14 protein-coding genes are annotated in these 16,957 nt (G+C 68.1%); 3 read left to right on the forward strand and 11 right to left on the reverse strand.

Features of this window, described 5'->3' with window-relative positions; all coding sequences use genetic code 11:
- The 8 genes from sctJ to OEJ37_RS09915 form a co-directional block, all read right to left on the reverse strand.
- The coding region (gene sctJ, locus OEJ37_RS09880; RefSeq protein WP_263344164.1) for a type III secretion system inner membrane ring lipoprotein SctJ at window positions 1–878 on the reverse strand (878 nt) is incomplete at its 3' end.
- 52 nt (window positions 879–930) lie between these two features.
- Entirely contained in the window at window positions 931–1,404 is a 474-nt protein-coding gene (locus OEJ37_RS09885) for a hypothetical protein (RefSeq protein ID WP_174419390.1), read from the reverse strand.
- Between the two features lie 148 nt (window positions 1,405–1,552).
- Window positions 1,553–1,765: a hypothetical protein gene (locus OEJ37_RS09890; RefSeq protein ID WP_034180511.1), complete on the reverse strand. Its 213-nt coding sequence runs from the start codon at window positions 1,763–1,765 to the stop codon at window positions 1,553–1,555.
- Between the two features lie 141 nt (window positions 1,766–1,906).
- Window positions 1,907–3,265 (reverse strand): type III secretion system inner membrane ring subunit SctD, encoded by a 1,359-nt coding sequence (gene sctD / locus OEJ37_RS09895; protein WP_263344165.1) that lies wholly within the window; start codon window positions 3,263–3,265, stop codon window positions 1,907–1,909.
- On the reverse strand, window positions 3,246–5,285 hold the full coding sequence (gene sctC / locus OEJ37_RS09900; RefSeq protein WP_263344166.1) for a type III secretion system outer membrane ring subunit SctC: 2,040 nt from the start codon (window positions 5,283–5,285) through the stop codon (window positions 3,246–3,248). The genes sctD and sctC overlap by 20 nt, the downstream gene beginning before the upstream one ends.
- Entirely contained in the window at window positions 5,285–5,563 is a 279-nt protein-coding gene (gene sctS / locus OEJ37_RS09905; protein WP_152856901.1) for a type III secretion system export apparatus subunit SctS, read from the reverse strand. Before sctS ends, sctC begins: the two co-directional genes overlap by 1 nt.
- Window positions 5,560–7,767, reverse strand: a complete 2,208-nt coding sequence (sctV, locus tag OEJ37_RS09910) for a type III secretion system export apparatus subunit SctV (RefSeq protein ID WP_175947737.1) — start codon at window positions 7,765–7,767, stop codon at window positions 5,560–5,562. The genes sctS and sctV overlap by 4 nt, the downstream gene beginning before the upstream one ends.
- A gap of 242 nt (window positions 7,768–8,009) precedes the next feature.
- Window positions 8,010–8,843 (reverse strand): helix-turn-helix transcriptional regulator, encoded by an 834-nt coding sequence (locus tag OEJ37_RS09915; protein ID WP_174419386.1) that lies wholly within the window; start codon window positions 8,841–8,843, stop codon window positions 8,010–8,012.
- Window positions 8,844–9,128: 285 nt separating this feature from the next.
- Between OEJ37_RS09915 and OEJ37_RS09920 the strand changes: the two genes are divergently transcribed.
- Window positions 9,129–10,034, forward strand: coding sequence for a helix-turn-helix transcriptional regulator (locus tag OEJ37_RS09920; RefSeq protein WP_174419385.1), 906 nt, complete (start codon window positions 9,129–9,131; stop codon window positions 10,032–10,034).
- 120 nt (window positions 10,035–10,154) lie between these two features.
- Here OEJ37_RS09920 and OEJ37_RS09925 read toward each other — a convergent pair whose 3' ends face one another.
- Entirely contained in the window at window positions 10,155–11,801 is a 1,647-nt protein-coding gene (locus OEJ37_RS09925) for an Nramp family divalent metal transporter (RefSeq protein WP_152856897.1), read from the reverse strand.
- A 115-nt stretch (window positions 11,802–11,916) separates the two neighbouring features.
- Window positions 11,917–12,054 (reverse strand): hypothetical protein, encoded by a 138-nt coding sequence (locus tag OEJ37_RS09930; RefSeq protein ID WP_174419384.1) that lies wholly within the window; start codon window positions 12,052–12,054, stop codon window positions 11,917–11,919.
- Between the two features lie 1,058 nt (window positions 12,055–13,112).
- Between OEJ37_RS09930 and OEJ37_RS09935 the strand changes: the two genes are divergently transcribed.
- A complete protein-coding gene (locus OEJ37_RS09935) occupies window positions 13,113–13,382 on the forward strand; it encodes a hypothetical protein (protein WP_175918354.1) in 270 nt (89 codons plus the stop codon).
- A gap of 118 nt (window positions 13,383–13,500) precedes the next feature.
- A complete protein-coding gene (locus OEJ37_RS09940; RefSeq protein ID WP_263344167.1) occupies window positions 13,501–14,988 on the forward strand; it encodes a carbohydrate porin in 1,488 nt (495 codons plus the stop codon).
- A 111-nt stretch (window positions 14,989–15,099) separates the two neighbouring features.
- Here the strand turns inward: OEJ37_RS09940 and treA are convergent, their stop codons facing one another.
- Window positions 15,100–16,824 carry an alpha,alpha-trehalase TreA gene (gene treA, locus OEJ37_RS09945; protein ID WP_174419381.1) on the reverse strand — a complete coding sequence of 575 codons (1,725 nt, stop codon included), beginning with the start codon at window positions 16,822–16,824 and terminating at the stop codon, window positions 15,100–15,102.
- Between the last annotated feature and the right edge of the window lie 133 nt (window positions 16,825–16,957).

The following is a 16,957-nucleotide window of genomic DNA, read 5'->3' on the forward strand; positions in this document are numbered from 1 at the left end:
GGCGTGCGCAGCCCGCCGCCGGCCGGCTGCGCGGACGCCGGATGCCCGGCCCCTCCGTTCCCGCCATTGGCGCCGCGCGGCGCGCCGAGCAGGCCGGCAAGCCGCGCGCCGAACATCCCGCGCCGCGCGGCCGACAGCGCGATCACCGCGCTGGTCAGCAGGATCAGCGCGAACACGAGCCAGCCGAGCGGCGAGCGCAGCCGCACGATGTCGGTCACGGCGCTGCCGATCCCGTCCACGCGCGTCGCTTGCGCGGCGGCCGGCTGCAGGAACAGCGACACGTTGTCGTACTGCAACCCTTCGATGCTGTGCGCGACGAGATCCTTGACCATCGGCGCCATCGCGCGCAGGTCGACGCCCGGCCGGTAGCGGATGTACACGGCCGCCGACGACGGCTTGATCTTGTCCGCGAGCGGGTCGTTCTCCGGAATCACGACCTGCACGCGCGCGACGACCACGCCCTCGATGTCCTGCAGCGTGCGCGACAGGTCCTGCGACACGCCGTACAGATAGCGCACGCGCTCCTCGGCCGGCGTCGACACGAGGCCCTGCTTCTGGAACAGCTCGCCGAGGCTCGCATAACTCGGCTTCGGCAGCCCGTTCGCCTGCAGCACCGTGAGCGCAGACTGCATGTCGCCGTCCGCGACGCTCACGAGCCATGCGTTGCGGTCCGACGTGTCGCGCGCGTCGTTATCTTTCGACGCGCTGATGCCCGCGTCGCCGAGCACCGCGACCATCTGGTTCGCATCGCGCTCCGACAGGCCCGAGTACAGCTCCTTCTGGCACCCGGCCAACAGCACGAGCAGCCCCGCGAGCAGCGCGCGCGCCGCCCGGCTGCGCCACGCATGCGCGCGCGGCGTCGAATCGATCGTCGTCATCGTTTGTCCGCTTCAGGGTGCGTGAGGTCGAATTCAACCTGCACGCACGCTTTCACTCCTGCGTCTTCAGCACGGTGTGCGTGAAGCCGTTCGCCGCCTGCGCGACCGACAGGCTCAACTGGTATTCCGAAATCGTGGTGGTCGCCGTCCACTGGAAATCCATCGCCTTCACCATCGTCATCATCGGATCGCTGCGGCTGTCCGCCATCGACGTCAGCATTTCGCTGCGATGCTTGTCGATGTTCGCGTACCGCGTGTCGAGATCGTTGCCGTAGGTCCGCAACCGCTCGACGAGCGACGACTGGTTCGCCTGCGCGGGCGTCATCTGCACGGCCGGCGACGCATCCGCCGGCGCGCGCGACATCGCGACGCCCGACGAAGACGCCGCAGCCGGCGATGCGCCCGGCTGCATCAACGCATCGAACTGGCGCACCTGCGCCGGATCGGACGCCGAGCCCGTTTGCTGCGCGGCACCCGCGAGCGCGGCCGCGCCCGGCGCCGCCGCGCCAACGCCTGTCACTGACATATCCATGCCCTCCTTGGCTGGCAGGCGCCGGACCGGATCGGTCGGGCCCGCCCGGAACAAGCCGGCCGGCACGCGCGCATCCGCGGCCGGGCGCCCTTCGCGGGCAAACCCGGCGCGCGCCGTCGCGCGGCGCGGCCGGTGGCCGGCGTCATGCGCGGCCGGCCGAGCTCAGGTGTTGCGCGACCTGGGCGTTCGCCGTCCCCTCCTGCGCGGTCACTGCGTTGCTGGTTTCGAACGTCGCGGTCGACTGCTGGACCTGGAAGTTGATCTTCGTCAGTTCGAGCTGCGTCTTGGTCAGGTCGTCCGCCTGCTGCTGGACCTGGTTCGTGTTGGTTGCACCACCTGCGGCCTGGGTACCCATGTTTCGCTCCTTAACGTGAACTTCATTCACCTTCCGGCGGCAGCCCCATGCCCCGCCAGCAACGTGAGCCGCCGCACCGATGCGACGCCCCGCGTAATGCGCGCACCGCCTGTCGAGCGATGCGCATGACCTGTCGCGGCGCTAGTGCGCCGCCTCCTTCGTCGATGCACCGGCCGCCTTGGCACCCGCTTGCGGTGCGTCCGGCAACAGCGTCGGCCCCGGCACCGGCTGCGCGACTCCGGCCGCCGCACCGCTCGCGAGCGCCGCCACGGGCGGCGCCGGCGCCTGCTCGGGCGCGTTCGCCGACGCGCCGCCGAGCGGCATCGTGATGCGCTGGCCGTTGCGTTCGAACACCACTTCGTCCGCGCCGATCGACACGACGGTCGGCCCGTCCTTCAGCCGCGCGCCCTCGAAATAGCGGCTGCCGTCGACCGTCTCGATATAGCGCTGGTCGCCGTCGCCGGCGAACACGGTCGTGATCTCCGGAATGCCGGCCATCCCGCCGAGCGTCGTCGTCGTGCGCGGCGCGGCCGGATCGGCATCGCGCACGTGATCGACCACTTCGAGCGCCGGGCGCGCGTCCTTCATGTAGTTGCGGATGCGCGGCTCGATCTGCGCGCGCGCGGCCGCGCCCGTCAGCTCGATCCGGCCGCGGCCGAGATACGCGACCGTCAGCGCCGTATCGCTGAAATAGGTCTGCGCGGTCGCCACCAGATCGCTGACCACGTAGATGTTGCCGAGCGCCGCGTTGTCGACGCCCGCGACGATCTGCGCGACGCGTTCTCGCGCGGCCGGGTCGCTCACGTAGCCGGACACGATCACGCCGTCATCGCGCGGCGCGACGGCCAGCTCCGGATACGCGTGCAGCAGTTGCTGCAGCCGGTGCGTGCGCGCGAGCACCGATTCGTGCTGCCAAGGCAGGCGCCCCGACCACGCGACGAAGCCGTAGCCGAGCGCGCCGAGCAGCACGCCGATCCACAGCGCGACCAGCGCGATCACGAGCCGTCGGCTGCCGAGGCGGCGCAGCCCGCCCGTGAGCCAGCCGAGCCACGCGGCCTCGCGCGCGGCGTCCGGCGCGTCGGTTTCGTCGGGCACCGCGACGCTCGCCTGCGCGTGCCGCGCGATGCCGAGCCGGATCGAGCCGACCGTCACGACGTCGTGCGGCGTCATCGAGCGGCGGCCCGCGCCGAGCGGTTCGTCGTTGAACAGCACCGGCGCACCGGCGTCGCCGCCGTGGTTCTGTACGGTCACCGCGAGCGCGCCGACCTGCAGGCACACCTGTTTCGCACCGATCTCGCGATCGGGCAGGATCACTTCGCAATCGGCCGCGGTGCCGACCCAGTTCGCGCCGCGCGCGAGCGACATCGTGCGGCCGTACATCGGCCCGCTCAGGAAGCACAGGTTCCACGGCGACGCGAGCGCGGCCGCGCCTGCCCCCGCGCCTCCCGCGCCGCCGGGCAATGCGCCGTCGCCGTGCGGATCAATGATGGTCGTCGACATGGGGGGTGGCTCCTGCGGTCGTCGCCGCCGGCTGCGACGCCGCGTCTTTCGGCGGCGGCAGTGCGGGCGGGCCGAACTTCGTGCCGGGCAACGGCTTCGGCGTCAGCGGCACCGCGACGTCGTTGTCCGGCGGCCGATACATCGACATGCCTTCCTGATTCGCCGGCCCGTCGGCGCCCGGGTTCACGGGCGAGCCGTCCGGCGCGTACATCGACGCGGTCGTCACCACGCGCGGCGTCAGCAGGTAGAACCGCTCCATGTGGTTGCCCGACTTGTCGGTGTACTTGAACAGGTTGCCGATCAACGGAATGTCGGACAGCCAGGGCACGCCGCTTTTGTTCAGCTTCACCTCGTCGTCGTTGAAACCGGCGATCAGCAGGCTCTTGCCTTCGTCGATCATCGACTTGGTGACGATGTTGCGCTGCTGGATCACCGGAATGTTCGACACGGCCTGCCCCTGCACGACGTTGCCGTCCTGGATGTCGATCGACATCATCACGCTCTGCGGATTGCCGGATACGGCGGCCGCGTTGCGGATCGCCTCGTCGACGATCATCGGCGTCACCTTGATGCTCGTGCCGGTCGTCACGCTGTACAGCGACGAATCCTGGTAGCCCTGCACCTGCACGTAGAACTGCGTGAGGTTCTCGAGGATCGCCTCGGTGTTGTCGAGCGCGAGCACCTTCGGTTTCGAACGCAACTGCGCCTGCCCCTTCTGCGCGAGCGCGTTCACGCGCGTGAGCAGGTAGTTGCGCAGCGAGCCGCCGATCGATGCGGTCAGCGCGATGCCGGTCGGCAGGAAAGTGCCCGTCTGCCCGGTTTCCGACGTGCCGACGCCGAACGTCAGCGGCGGATTGCCGGAGCCGTTGAACTGCGTGTTGCCGTTCAGCGGATTCGCGCCGTTGCCGATCTGCACGTCGCCGTGCGTCGTGTGCAGGCGCCAGTCGATCCCGAGGCTGTCGAGCGAATCCTCGTTGATGTCGATGATCGTCACGTTGATCTCGACGATGCGCGGCCGCTCGTCGAGCTGGTTGATCAGCGACTGGTAGCGATACATGTTCTCCGGCAGGTCGCGCACGATCACCGCGTTGATCGCCGGATCGGCGACGATCTGCGGCAGCGCGTCGCCGCCGCCGGCGTTCGCGAACGGCGAGAACCCGCTGGTCGCGCTGCCGTCGCCGGCATAACCGCCCGAACGCGGGCCGCCGGAGATATCGGGGAAATCGAGGCGCGGCACCGCGATCGTCAGCCCCGAGCCGAGCTTCACCTGGCGCGCGGCCTGCCCGAGCGACGTGCTCGACGGCAGCGCGTTCGTGCCGCCGCCCTTGCCGAACAGCCGGCTCAGAATCGTCGCGACGCCCGGCACGGTCACTTCCTTGCCCGAGCGGTTGATCGTGAAATCCGACGCCCAGCCGTACTTCAGCCGGAATGCACGGATGTCCGCATGCGCGCCGTTCGCCGACGGATCGCCGACCGAGCCGACCGCCTGCCGCACGAGCTCGACGTAGCGGCGCGGGCCGGCCACGTACACGCTGTTCGCGCGATCGTTGATCACGAGCGTGTAGCGCTTGTCGGGAATCTGCATCGCCTGCAGCGCGCGGCCGATTTCGCCGGATGCATTCGGCGGGATCGGGATCATCTGCGTCTGCGACTGGTCGGCCGGATCGACGTACAGGAACGAGCCGTCGTAGTACCACGTGAGCCCGTAGGTCGAGCAGATCGTATCGAGCGTCTGCTGCGGCGTACCCGAGAAGCGGCCGCTGATCACGCCGTCGACCTTCGGGTCGACTACCGCCGTCACGCCCTGCGACGATGCGAGTTCGCGAATGAAGTCGCCGATCTTCTTGCCGTTCGCGACGATCGTGAACGGCTTGTTGCGCCAGCGCAGGTCCGCGGCGCGGGCCGGCTGCACGGGCGCCATGCACAGCGACGCCGTGAGCAGCGCGGTCGCGCACATGGCAAGCGCGGCCCGTTGCAGGCTGCGCGGTTGAAACCGGATCGAGGCGACGCGTCGACGCATCAAAGGACTCCTGTGGAAGAAACGAACATGCGTTCGAGCGCCTGCTGCGCGAAGCGCAGCACTTCGCCGCCGAGCCAGCCCGACAGCAGCACGAGTGCGACCATCACGGCGATCAACCGCACCGCGATGCCGATGTTGGCGTCCTGCACCTGCGTGACGGCCTGCAGGATCGCGACGATGAGGCCCGTGACGGTGGCGATCAGCACGATCGGCAGCGACAGCAGCAGCACGAGCATCAGCGCCTGGCGCGTCAGGTCGAGGATCGTCGAGCTCGTCATTGCACGGCTCCCGGCACGCGCACGTCGGCGCCCGCACCGACCGTGCCGTCGTCCGGCGGGTTCTTCACCCAGCCGATCGTGTGCAGTTGCACGTCCTCCTCGACCTCCTGGTACGACAACACCGCCAACTCGGGCAACATCGGTTGCAGGATCGTCTTCACGTAACGACGCGCGCCGAGCGCGACCATCACCGCGAGCCGCGCCGCGCCCTGCGCGTTGCCGTGGCCGCCGGGGCCGGCCGCCTGCGCGGCCTGCACGATCGCGCGCACCTGCTCGCCGATGTCCTGCTTGATCGCGCTCGACAGCGCGAGGAAGTTGCCCTGCTTCGTGCGCATCACCGCGCTCTCGATCCGCTCCTGCAGGTTCTGCTCGAACAGCACGACCCGCAGCTGGCGCGTCGTGCCCGCATGACGGTCGGTAATCATCCGGCGCAGGTCGACGCGCACGAGCTCGACCAGCGCGATCACGTCGTCGGGTTCGTTCGGCGCCCACGTGATCAGGCTCTCGAAAATCACGCGCAGGTTGCGGATCGGCACCTGTTCGGCGAGCAGCCGGCGCAGCACTTCGGTCACGCGCTGCAGCGGCACGAGCCGCGTCAGCTCGCCCACGAGTTCGGGGTGTTCGCGGCGCACGAGATGCACGAGCGCCTGCGTCTCCTGAATGCCCAGCAATTCGTCCGCATGCTGGCGCACGATCTGCTCGACGTGCGCGGCGAGCGCGCTTTCGCTCGACAGCCACTTGCCGTCCGGCGCGGCGCCGTCGGGCTTGATCCACAACGCGGTCGCGAACGGGCCGAACGCCTCGGCCGGCTGGCGCTCCGCGCGCTCGGGCAGCGGCGCGACGCCGTCCCACAGCAGCCAGCCCGGCTTCAGCGCGCCGTGCGCGGCGAGCACGTCCTGCAGGTAGATCCGGTACGTGCCGGCCGCCGCACCCTCGTCGTCGTTCAGCGTGATGCGCGGGAACACCGTGCCGATGTCCGCGTCGACGCGCGCCTTCGCGCTCGACAGCGCGGCCTGCAGTTGCGCGAGGTTCAGGCTCGTGCGCAGGTCGTCGGACAGCGATACCGCGATCAGCGATGTAACGCCCGCCGCATGCGACACCTTCGCGGGCTGGCCGTCGTCGGCCGTGCCGACGCGCCCCGCGATCTGAATCAGGTTGAAGCTCGGCGCGGTCGTCTTGTGCCTGATCTGCGAGAACGCGAACGCGCCGAGGCCGATCGCGATCAGCGCGAACGACCATTTCGGAAAGCCCGGCACGACGAGGAAGCCGGCCAGCACCAGCGCCGCGATCAGCAGCGCACGCGGATGCGCGCCCAGTTGCTCGCCGAGCTGTTCGCCAAGCTGGCGCTGCCGCGCATCGCGTGTCGCGACGCGCGTCGTCACGATGCCGGCCGCGATCGACACGAGCAGCGACGGAATCTGCGACGCCATTCCGTCGCCGACCGTCAGGATCGCGTAGCGTTGCAGCGCCGCGCCGATATCCATCCCGTGCATCAGCGTGCCGACCGCGATCCCCGCGACGATGTTGATGAACGCGATCACGAGACCCGCGATCGCGTCGCCCTTCACGAACTTCATCGCGCCGTCCATCGCGCCGTGCATCTGCGATTCCTGCTCGAGCTTCTCGCGGCGCTCGCGCGCTTCGTCCGCGCTGATGATGCCGGCGCGCAGGTCCGCGTCGATGCTCATCTGCTTGCCCGGCATCGCGTCGAGCGAGAAGCGCGCGCCGACTTCGGCCACCCGCTCCGACCCTTTCGCGATCACGATGAACTGCACGACGGCGATCACGAGGAACACCACGCCGCCCACCACGACGTTGTTGCCGACGACGAGCCGCCCGAACGCGTCGATCACGTGGCCGGCGTTCGCGTGCAGCAGGATCAGCTTGCACGACGCGATGTTCAGCGCGAGCCGGAACAGCGTCGTGAACAGCAGCAGCGCGGGAAACGACGAGAAGCTGACCGCCGACGGCACGTAGGTCGATACCGTCAGCAGCACCACGCTCACGGCGAGATTCAGCGAGATCATCCCGTCGAGCGCCGCCTGCGGCAGCGGCAGGATGAACAGCGCGACGACCGCGACGATGAACACCGCGATGAACAGGTCGGCGCGCGGCGACGCGCCCCCGAGACGCCGTCCGGACACGCCGCGGCCAGCGGAAAACAACCGCTGCCAGTCGCGGGGGAGCGCCTTCGGTTCTGCCATCGTGCCGGTGTCCTGTCGTCGTTATCGCCGGCTGGCACGGGCAACCCTGCCCCGTGCCGCACGGACCGTTGAATGGGACGAGTGTAGCGACGCGAACCGATGGAAAAAGGGATGCACCTCGTAGCGCGAAAGCGCGTTTCCCGGAGGCGATCGGATCGGACTACGAAACCCGGCGACACGTTCGGGCACGCATCGCCGGAACCGCTTCCATCGCGCGGCGGGCCGCCCGCGCGTGCGTCAGGTCAGGGCAGAAGACGCCGTGCGGCGAGGTACGCGAGCTGCGCGCGGTTCTGCACGTTGAAGAGTTTTTCCAGCGAACGGATGTGGTGGCCGACCTTGTGCAGCGACGTGCGCAGCGCGCTCGCGATCTCCTGGTCGGACAGCCCGTGCACGAGGCGGTCGAGCACCTGCTGCTGCTCGTCGCCGAGCGCGAAGCCGCGCATGCGCGCGATGCGCGCCTCCAGGAACGGCAGCGCGACGCGATGCACGGCGAGGCTCACGGCCAGCGCGCCGCCGATCACGCGATCGTCGATCCATTCGGTGCCGTGCGTCTCGGACGTCACGTTCACCGCGACGCGCAGGTCCAGGCGCGGCGCCGACAGGCTGAAGATCACGCCGCTGTTCATCGCGTGCGCGCGCAGATGGCCGGCGAGCGCCAGCACCTTGCGGTCGCCGCTGCCCTGCGCGGCCGACTCGATCTCGTCGAGCCGCCACGCGACCGGAAAGCCGCTCTGCCGCACCTGCGCGAACCGCGGGTCGCTCTCGTACAGCATCCCTTCGATAAACGGCTGCATGAACGTCGCCGGCGCGAGGTCGCGCAGCAGATGCGCGCACAGGATACGGCGCCCGATCATTTCATAGGCGCCGTAACCGAGCGTACTGAAACCGATTTGCCGCAATCGCGCATGGCATTGCGCGAAATCGGTCGGAGCAAGGTCGGTTTTACCGGGCGAAATTTGAATACCGGTAAAAATATCGCGATCGATTGCCTGATATTCGTTCGAATAAGCGGCCGCCGCCGCTATATCGGCTTGTGAAAACCACTCGACGCGTGGTGCGCCGTCAGCATGTGTCATGAGGAGCCCGCCCTTTCCCAATATGTGAAACTGCGCCCCGTCACGATCTGGTCTTTTCTTTATGATTTTCTGGTCGACGTTATATGCGTGCGAATATGAACCTTTCGCCGCAATTAGTATTACGGCATATTACGCCCACACCGGCATTTTTTGTACAATGCCCCCGCGTTTCGTCAGGGATGACGATCGGCGCATATCAAAAACTAAGCTCGATCGCACCGCCGCGAATGCCGTACAGGTTACGGCCGCCGCCAGGCGATGCGCGTCGATTCCGAGGGATGGCTCATGTCCGATATTGCATTGCATGAAGAAGCGGTCGCCCCAACCTTTTCCCGCCCGTCGCGCGGGCTGAGCGCATGCGCGGACGCGCTGCGGGAGCGTACCGTGCAGGTCGTCTGGTGCGACGACGCCAAGCGCGGCGAAGTCGCGCAGCCGCACGCGCCGACGCTCGGCGTCGCCGATACGCTCACACATGCGCAGAGCACGGCCGAGCGCAACCGGATCGTCACGAGCCTGCTGCACCTGACAGGCTTCTCGACGTTCGCGTACTTCGCGCTCGAATTCGCGCGCGAGCGTGTCGAAAGTCTCTACCTGCATGAAGCGTTCACGCCGGCCACCTATCGCGGCGACTACGTGCGGCACAACCATCACGACGTCGATCCGCGCACGCTCGGCGCGCGCGTATGCAACATGCCGATCGTGTGGGACCTGCAGCAGTTGCGCCGCGAACACCGCGAGCGCGACACCGGCCCGTGCGTGACGCCGGCCGCGCTCGACGGTTTCCTGCAGACGATGCAGGACGACGGGATGTGCAGCGGCATCATGTATTCGATGGCCGTGCCCGGCACGCGGCTGCATGCGTTCATGAGCTTCACCGCGCCGCGCCGCACGCGCGAATGGATCACGCCGGCGACGATCGAGCAGGCGCTGTCGATCGGGCTGTCGGTGCACAAGTTCGCGTCGCCGCAGCTGATCGCGACGTCGCGGGAGCGTACGGTCAACGGGCTCACGCCGTTCGAGCAGGAACTGCTGCTCGGCATCGCCGAAGGCGCATCCGACAAGGAGATCGGCCGGCGCCTCGACACCAGCGCGCACAACGTCGACTATCACCTGCGCAAACTGCGCAAGCGCTTCGGCGTCGCGAACCGGATCCAGCTCACCTACCTGACGTCGAAGCTCGAGCTGATCTGACGGCGATGCGACGCTTGCGCAAAGCGAACGTGTAAACGAACATGCCGGCCTCGCGGGCCGGCATGGTCGGGTTGCGGCGCGGTGCCGGGTCCGGCGCCGCTTCCTGGCAGACGATCCGCGTTACTTCAGCAGCGTCATCTGCACGACCTTGACGATCACGAGACCAACCGCGATCACCAGATAACCGCGCAGCACGGCCATCCAGATCCGCGTTGCGAGCGTCATGTTCTGCGGCTCGAGCGTGTCGAGCGGCGGCATGCGCCACGTGTCGCGCAGCGAGCGATCGACGCCCGGCTCGACGACGCGCTTGTTGCGGCGGATCAGCACCGTCGCGAGATAGCCGGCAATCGCGAGCACAGTGCCGCCCACCAGCACGTCGACGATCGCTTCGCCGCTGATGTCGGGATACATCACCGACGCGGTCAGGATGATCGACAGCAGCACGAGCACCCAGATCACCGCGCCCGTGAACACGTTGAGCTTCGTCGAGTTGACCCAGGGCCCAAGCACCTGGCGGTCGTTGCACAGCACGAGGAGGAACACCGTCGCGCTCGGCAGCAGCACGCCCGCGAGCGTCTGCACGGCTTCGGTCAGCAGGCCGAGCGGGCTGCCCGGGATCAGCACGAGCGTGGCCGCGGCCGCGACGATGCCGAAGTACACGAGATAGAAGCCCTTCGCGTCGGATACGCCGCGATGCAGCGAATGGCGGATCTTGAACACGTCGCCGATCGCATATGCGGTCGACAGCGACACGGCCGCCGCGCCGATGATGCACGCGTCGAGCAGCGCCACCGCGAACAGCGTCGCGCCCGTGCGGCCCGCATACTTCTCGAGGCCCGCGATGATGCCGCCCGCGTCGGTGAAGTTGCCGGCTTCCGGATGCCCGCCGAACAGCGCGGCGCTGAAGCCGATCATCGCGACCGCGCCGACCAGCACGAATGCGATGCCGATCCACAGGTCGACCTTTTCATACTTCATGAAGCGCGGCGTGATGCGCTTGTCGATCACGTAGCTCTGCTGGAAGAACAGCTGCCACGGCGCGACGGTCGTGCCGACGATGCCGATCACGAGCAGCATCACGTCCGACAGCTTCGCGTGCGCGGGCCAGTTCGGCACGAGGAAATCGCGCGTCATCTGTGCGACGGGCGGGTGGATCGACACGAGCACCGGCACCAGCAGCAGGCTCAGCACGCACAGCCCGATCGCAAACCGCTCGAAGCGCCTGAAATCGCCGGTGCTCACCGCGGCCATCGTCAGCGCGGCGGCCACGCACACGCCGGCCACCTTCGGCAATCCGAAGAAATCGAGCACGAACGTAATGCCGATGAACTCGGTGACGATCGTCAGCGCATTGAGCAGGAACAGGTCGATCACGCTGAACGCGCCCCAGAACTTGCCGAAGCGCTCGAAGATCAGGCGTGCGTGGCCGACGCCCGTGACCGCGCCGAGGCGCAGCACCATTTCCTGGTTCACGTACAGCACGGGCACGAGCAGCAGCAGCGTCCACAGCAGCGTCGTGCCGTAGTTCTGGCCGGCCTGCGTGTAGGTGCCGAATGCGCCTGCGTCGTTGTCGCCGACCATCACGATGAGGCCCGGGCCGATGATCGCGAGCAGCGTGCGCAGCCGCGCCCACCATGTGCCGCGCGCGGCGGTGTCGTGATGCGCGATCGTGCCGAGCGCGCCGCGGATGTCGCCGACATGGGCTTCGTCGAGCACGGCGCTGCGTTCCGCGACGATCGGTGGAGAGACGTTGGATGGCGTGGACATGATTCGTTCCGTACGACTAATGGTTATTCGATAAGCGTGTGACCTTGGAATGCGCGCGGGGCGGCCGCTCGATGGCAGCCGCGCGTGCGCATGCCGAGGCGCGCTCGGCGCTGCTTCAGCGGATCAACGATTTCAACTGGTTCAACAGGCGGGACAACACCCGCGGACGGGCGTCGAGCGTCAGCATCGTGTCGTAGTGATTGCGCGATTCCGTGACGTGCGGAAAGTTCGACAGCAGAAGGCCGAAGTTCATGGTCTGGCTCCGTGCGGCGACGGCAGGCGTGCCGGCCGCGTGGTGGGCGCGGGGCCAGTCCGGGGCCTGAACAACGTGTCAGGCTAGTCGGCCGGAGTGTCCCTGCGACCCGGGTTCAAATGGGTCGGTGCGTGCAACGGGCATATGGGACAACTGTCACTGTCGTTCACGGCGGCTCCTGTGCGGTGTTCCGGGGAACACGGTTGACCGCCGTCCGGCGTGCGGGCCGGCATTCGCGGGCCTGAACGAGGCGTGCGCGAACGCGGCCGCCTGCCAGGCGGCGGTGAAACCGGACAACGCATGCGAAAACGCATCACGCTAACCGGCGCGAATCAGGGTGCACGTAGGGAGTTGCTGCGGAATACTGCTGCGCGCACCGTTTGCCCGGGGGACAAACGGCGGCTTCGATGAGGCGCGGACGTCGGTCGCTCAGGCGGGAATTTCGTTCGAAGATCGACTACTGCAGGCGTCCAAGGCGGCGGCCCCAAGAATGAAGATGCCGAATTCTATGAACCGCCCGAAAGTGAAGTCAACCCCTCCAAACCCCATTTCCCGAAATAAATCTCCCGCCTTGCGACGCTGAAAGATTTGCCCTTGAAATGACGTGACGAAACCTTTCAACACCTCACGAAGCGGTCACGCGTCGATGCTTGCGAACAACGGCGGGCGCCCCGCAGCGCCCTCTGCTTGCCGAGCGCGTGCCGGCGCGACTCGCACGCCACACGCATCGTCTTTTCTGCGTTTTTTGCTTGCACCGCAGCAAAAGTCGCGACTACAATCCGCCCCAATTCATCAAGGGAGTCCCTCCGTGGACACATGCTCTAGTTGCAGTTCGATGCCGGTCCAGGCCGGCCAAGCCATCGCGAGATAGCAGCCAGACGCATGTCTTTCGCCGCTAGCTCGCATTCGCCGGGTTAGCGCGCTTCCTCCCGGGCCGGTCATCGCCGGTTCGTCAGTCGCACGCTCCGTTATGTTCCAACCTCCGATCGCAGGCCGCGTCATGCACCCGCGCTCGATCATGTCGTCCGGCATCCGCCGGACCGGACGGAGGCAGCGTCATGTTCTTTCAATCGTTCGCGGTCAGACTCAAGCGCATCGTGCACGTCGCGTGCGACCGCTCGTTCGTTGCCGGCCTCTCGCCGCTCGCCCACGCGCTCGCCAACTGGCGCGGTGCGGCACTCGCCCACATGCCGGCGGCACCGCGCCCGCTCGACTGCGTACTGGTCGCCGCGATGGCGGCCGCGGTCGCGCTCGCCGCGCTGCTATGCTCGGCTGCCTCGCGCCTCGGCTTCGCGCAAGTGTGGCGCGTCGGCGGCTGGCTGCCGTAAGCCCTCGACGCGCGGGGGCGCCACGCGCCATGTGCCGCCGCGCGACCGCCTCGCCACGCTTCCCGCATCACGTATTCTTTTCTTCAGTCTAACTAATCAAATCGCCAACGGAATCCGCATGAAGAACCATCTCGAACCCGTTCTGCGCAAGCCGCACGTCAATGCGCTCGCCGCGCTGCTGCTGTCGCTCGCCGCCGCGCCCGCGTTCGCGCAATCGGCGCCTCCGGCCGCGGCCGAACCGGCGGCCGGCGCGAGCGACGCCGCCGCGCCCGCGCAACAGGCCGCCGATGCGGCCGCGCCCGCCCCCACCGGCCTGTGGGAGCGCTCGAACCTGTTCGGCAACATGGGCGGCCTGCGCGACCTGCTCGGCGATCACGGCGTCACGCTGAGCCTGCAGGAAACCAGCGAGTACCTGTACAACACGTCCGGCGGCACGAAGCGCGGCGGCGCCTACCAGGGGCTCACGCAGTTCGGCTTCAACGTCGACACCGGCAAGGCGATCGGCCTGCCGGGCGGCACGTTCAACGTGTCGGCGCTACAGATCCACGGCACCAACGCCACGCAGCGCTACCTGCAGACGCTGCAGACCGCGACCGGCATCGAGGCGAATTCGACCACGCGCCTGTGGGAGCTCTGGTACCAGCAGTCGTTGCTCGACGGCAAGGTCGACGTGAAGGTCGGCCAGCAGAGCGTCGACCAGGAGTTCATGGTGAGCCAGAACGCGGCGACGTTCATGAACGCCACGTTCGGCTGGCCGGTGCTGCCGTCCACCGACCTGCCGTCCGGCGGCCCCGCGTATCCGCTGTCGTCGCTCGGCGTGCGGCTGCGCGTGAAGCCGGCCGACGCATGGACCGCGATGGTGGGCGTATTCGACGGCAATCCGGCCGGCCGCACCGACGGTGACGCTCAGGTGCTGAACGCACACGGCACCAACTTCAACCTGCGCAGCGGCGCGTTCGTGATCGGCGAAGTGCAGTACGCGCTGAACGCGCCGCCGGCCGACCCGAAGGCGCCGCAACCGGCCGGCCTGCCGGGCACCTACAAGCTCGGCTTCTGGTATCAGTCGCAGCATGCGAACGATCCGCGCTACGGCACCGACGGCCTGTCGCTCGCGAATCCGGCGAGCAACGGCATTCCCGCCACGCATCGCGGCAACTACGGGTTCTATGCGGTCGCGGATCAGATGGTCTGGCGGCCGTCGGACGACAGCCCGCGCTCGGTCGGCGTGTTCGCGCGCGTGATGGGCGCGCCGGGCGATCGCAATATCGTCGATTTCGCCGCCAATGCAGGCGTGACGCTGAAGGCGCCGTTCAAGGGGCGCGACAACGACGTCGCGGGCATCGCGGTGGGTTACGCGAAGATCGGCTCGCATGCGCGCGGCCTGGACGGCGACACCGGCACCTACACGACGCCCGGTTATCCGGTGCGCCGCGCAGAAACCGTCGTCGAGGCGACCTACCAGTACCAGGTCGCGCCGTGGTGGCAACTGCAGGCCGACCTGCAGCACTTCTTCCGTCCGGGCGGCGGCATCCCGAACCCGAACGCGGCGGGTGCGCGCATCGGCGACGAAACGGTGGTCGGCGTGCGCACGACGATCACGTTCTGACGCAAGCCGCATACGAAAGCGGAAACGAAAACGGGCCGGACGGCCGCTTGCGCGACAGTCCGTCCCGTGCGCTCGCCTGCAGCGCGCCGAACCCGCCGCAGGCGCCGTGCGTCACTCGCCGTACAGCCCGAGCAGTTTCAGCGTGACGCCGTTGGTCCAGCCGAAGCCGTCCTGCAACGGATATTCACCGCCACCGCCGCCGCCCGTGCCCGCGCCTTCGACCACGTACTTCTCGACGAGCTTGCCTTCGGTTGCATACACATGCTTCACGTCGGACAGGAAACGCGTGCCGATGTCCTTCGCAAGCGCCGGTTCGCCGTAACGACGCAGTCCGTCGATCGCGATCCACTGCAGCGGCGCCCAGCCGTTCGGCGCGTCCCACTGCTGGCCGGTATTCTCGGTGGTCGTCGCGAGGCCGCCCGGTTTCAGCAGCGTCTTGCGCACCTCGCGCGCGGTCGCCTTCGCACGCTCGGGCCATGCGACGCCCGCGAACAGCGGATACAGCGCGGCCGCCGTCACGCCGTCGCGCGGCTTGCGCAACTGCCAGTCGTAATCGCCGTAATAGCCGCGACGGTTCCACAAATAGTGGTTGATCGCGGCCGCGCGCCGCGCCGCGCGCCCCGCGAAGTCGGTCACGCACGCGACGTCGCGCGTCACCGTGCAGCCCTTCACGATCGTCGTCTCGAGGTGGAACATCAGGCTGTTCAGGTCGACCGGCACGATCGACGTCGTGCGGATCGTCGCGAGCGTCTTGCCGTCGCCGAACCAGCGCGAGCTGTAGTCCCAGCCGCTTTCCGCGCCCGCGCGCAGGTCGCGGTACACGTCGTTCGCCGGACGGCCGGGCGCCGACTTCGCGGTCGTCACGTCCTCGAGATACGACTCGTCGCGCGGCGTGTCCCTCGCATCCCAGTAGCGGTTCAGCACCGCGCCGTCGGGCATCGCGACCACGTTGCGCGCGGCCTGCCCGCGCGGCGTCGTGGTTTCGCCCTGCATCCAGTACGCATGCTCCTTGCGCAGTTGGGGCAGGTATTTCTGGTAGACCTTGTCACCTTCGGCCTGCGCGGCGAGCGTGACCATGTACGCGAAGAACGGCGGCTGCGAGCGGCTCACGTAGTACGTGCGGTTGCCGTTCGGGATGTGTCCGATCGTGTCGATCAGATGCGCGAAGTTGTCGAGCATGTCGTCGACGAGATCCTCGCGCCCCGACACCTGCAGCCCGAGCATCGTGAAATAGGTATCCCAGTAGTAGCCTTCGCGGAAGCGGCCGCCCGGCACGACGTACGGCTTCGGCAGCGGAATCAGCGAACTGTACTGCGGCACCGTGACGCTCGTGCGCGTGAGCTCCGGCCACAGCCAGTCGATGTGCTGGCGCAGCGTCTGGTTCGGCGGCGGCGTCACGCCACCTTCCGGGGGCGGCGTGAAGTGCTGGCCGACGAACGCCTTCAGCGAGAAGCCCGGCTGCGATTTCTGTTGCTGATACAACTGCACGATCGTCGCGGGATCGGTATCGGGCGTCGCGTCGACGAAGGTCTTCTGGTCGGGATAGATCTGTGCGGTCTGCACCGCGACGAACAGGTCGCCGTAGAGCTGGCTCGGCGGCGGCGGCAGCGTGCCCGACGCGGGGCCGGCAAGCGCGACCGCCTGGCTGGCCGACTGAGCGGCGGCCTGGTTCGCATTGTCGGCCTGAGCGGCGCAGCCGGCGACGGCGAGATATGCAACGGCCAGTGCGGCGGCCCAGCGAAGACGCGGCGCGGGCGGTGCGAGACGCGGCGCATGATGACGCGAGAAGCGACGTGAAAAGCGAGATGCAATCGATGCGGCACGACGTGACGTCATGGCGTGTCCCCTCCTTTCGATGGTGAGTGGCTCGGCACGAGGTCTCGTTCGCGCGCGCGCTCGTCTCGATGGCCGTCGATCGATGCGCGTCGTGTTGTGTTGCGAGTGGGTCCGACTGTCGCATGAAACGCGC

This window comes from Burkholderia sp. BKH01, from assembly GCF_025685725.1.
Taxonomy (GTDB): Bacteria; Pseudomonadota; Gammaproteobacteria; order Burkholderiales; family Burkholderiaceae; genus Burkholderia; species Burkholderia pyrrocinia_C.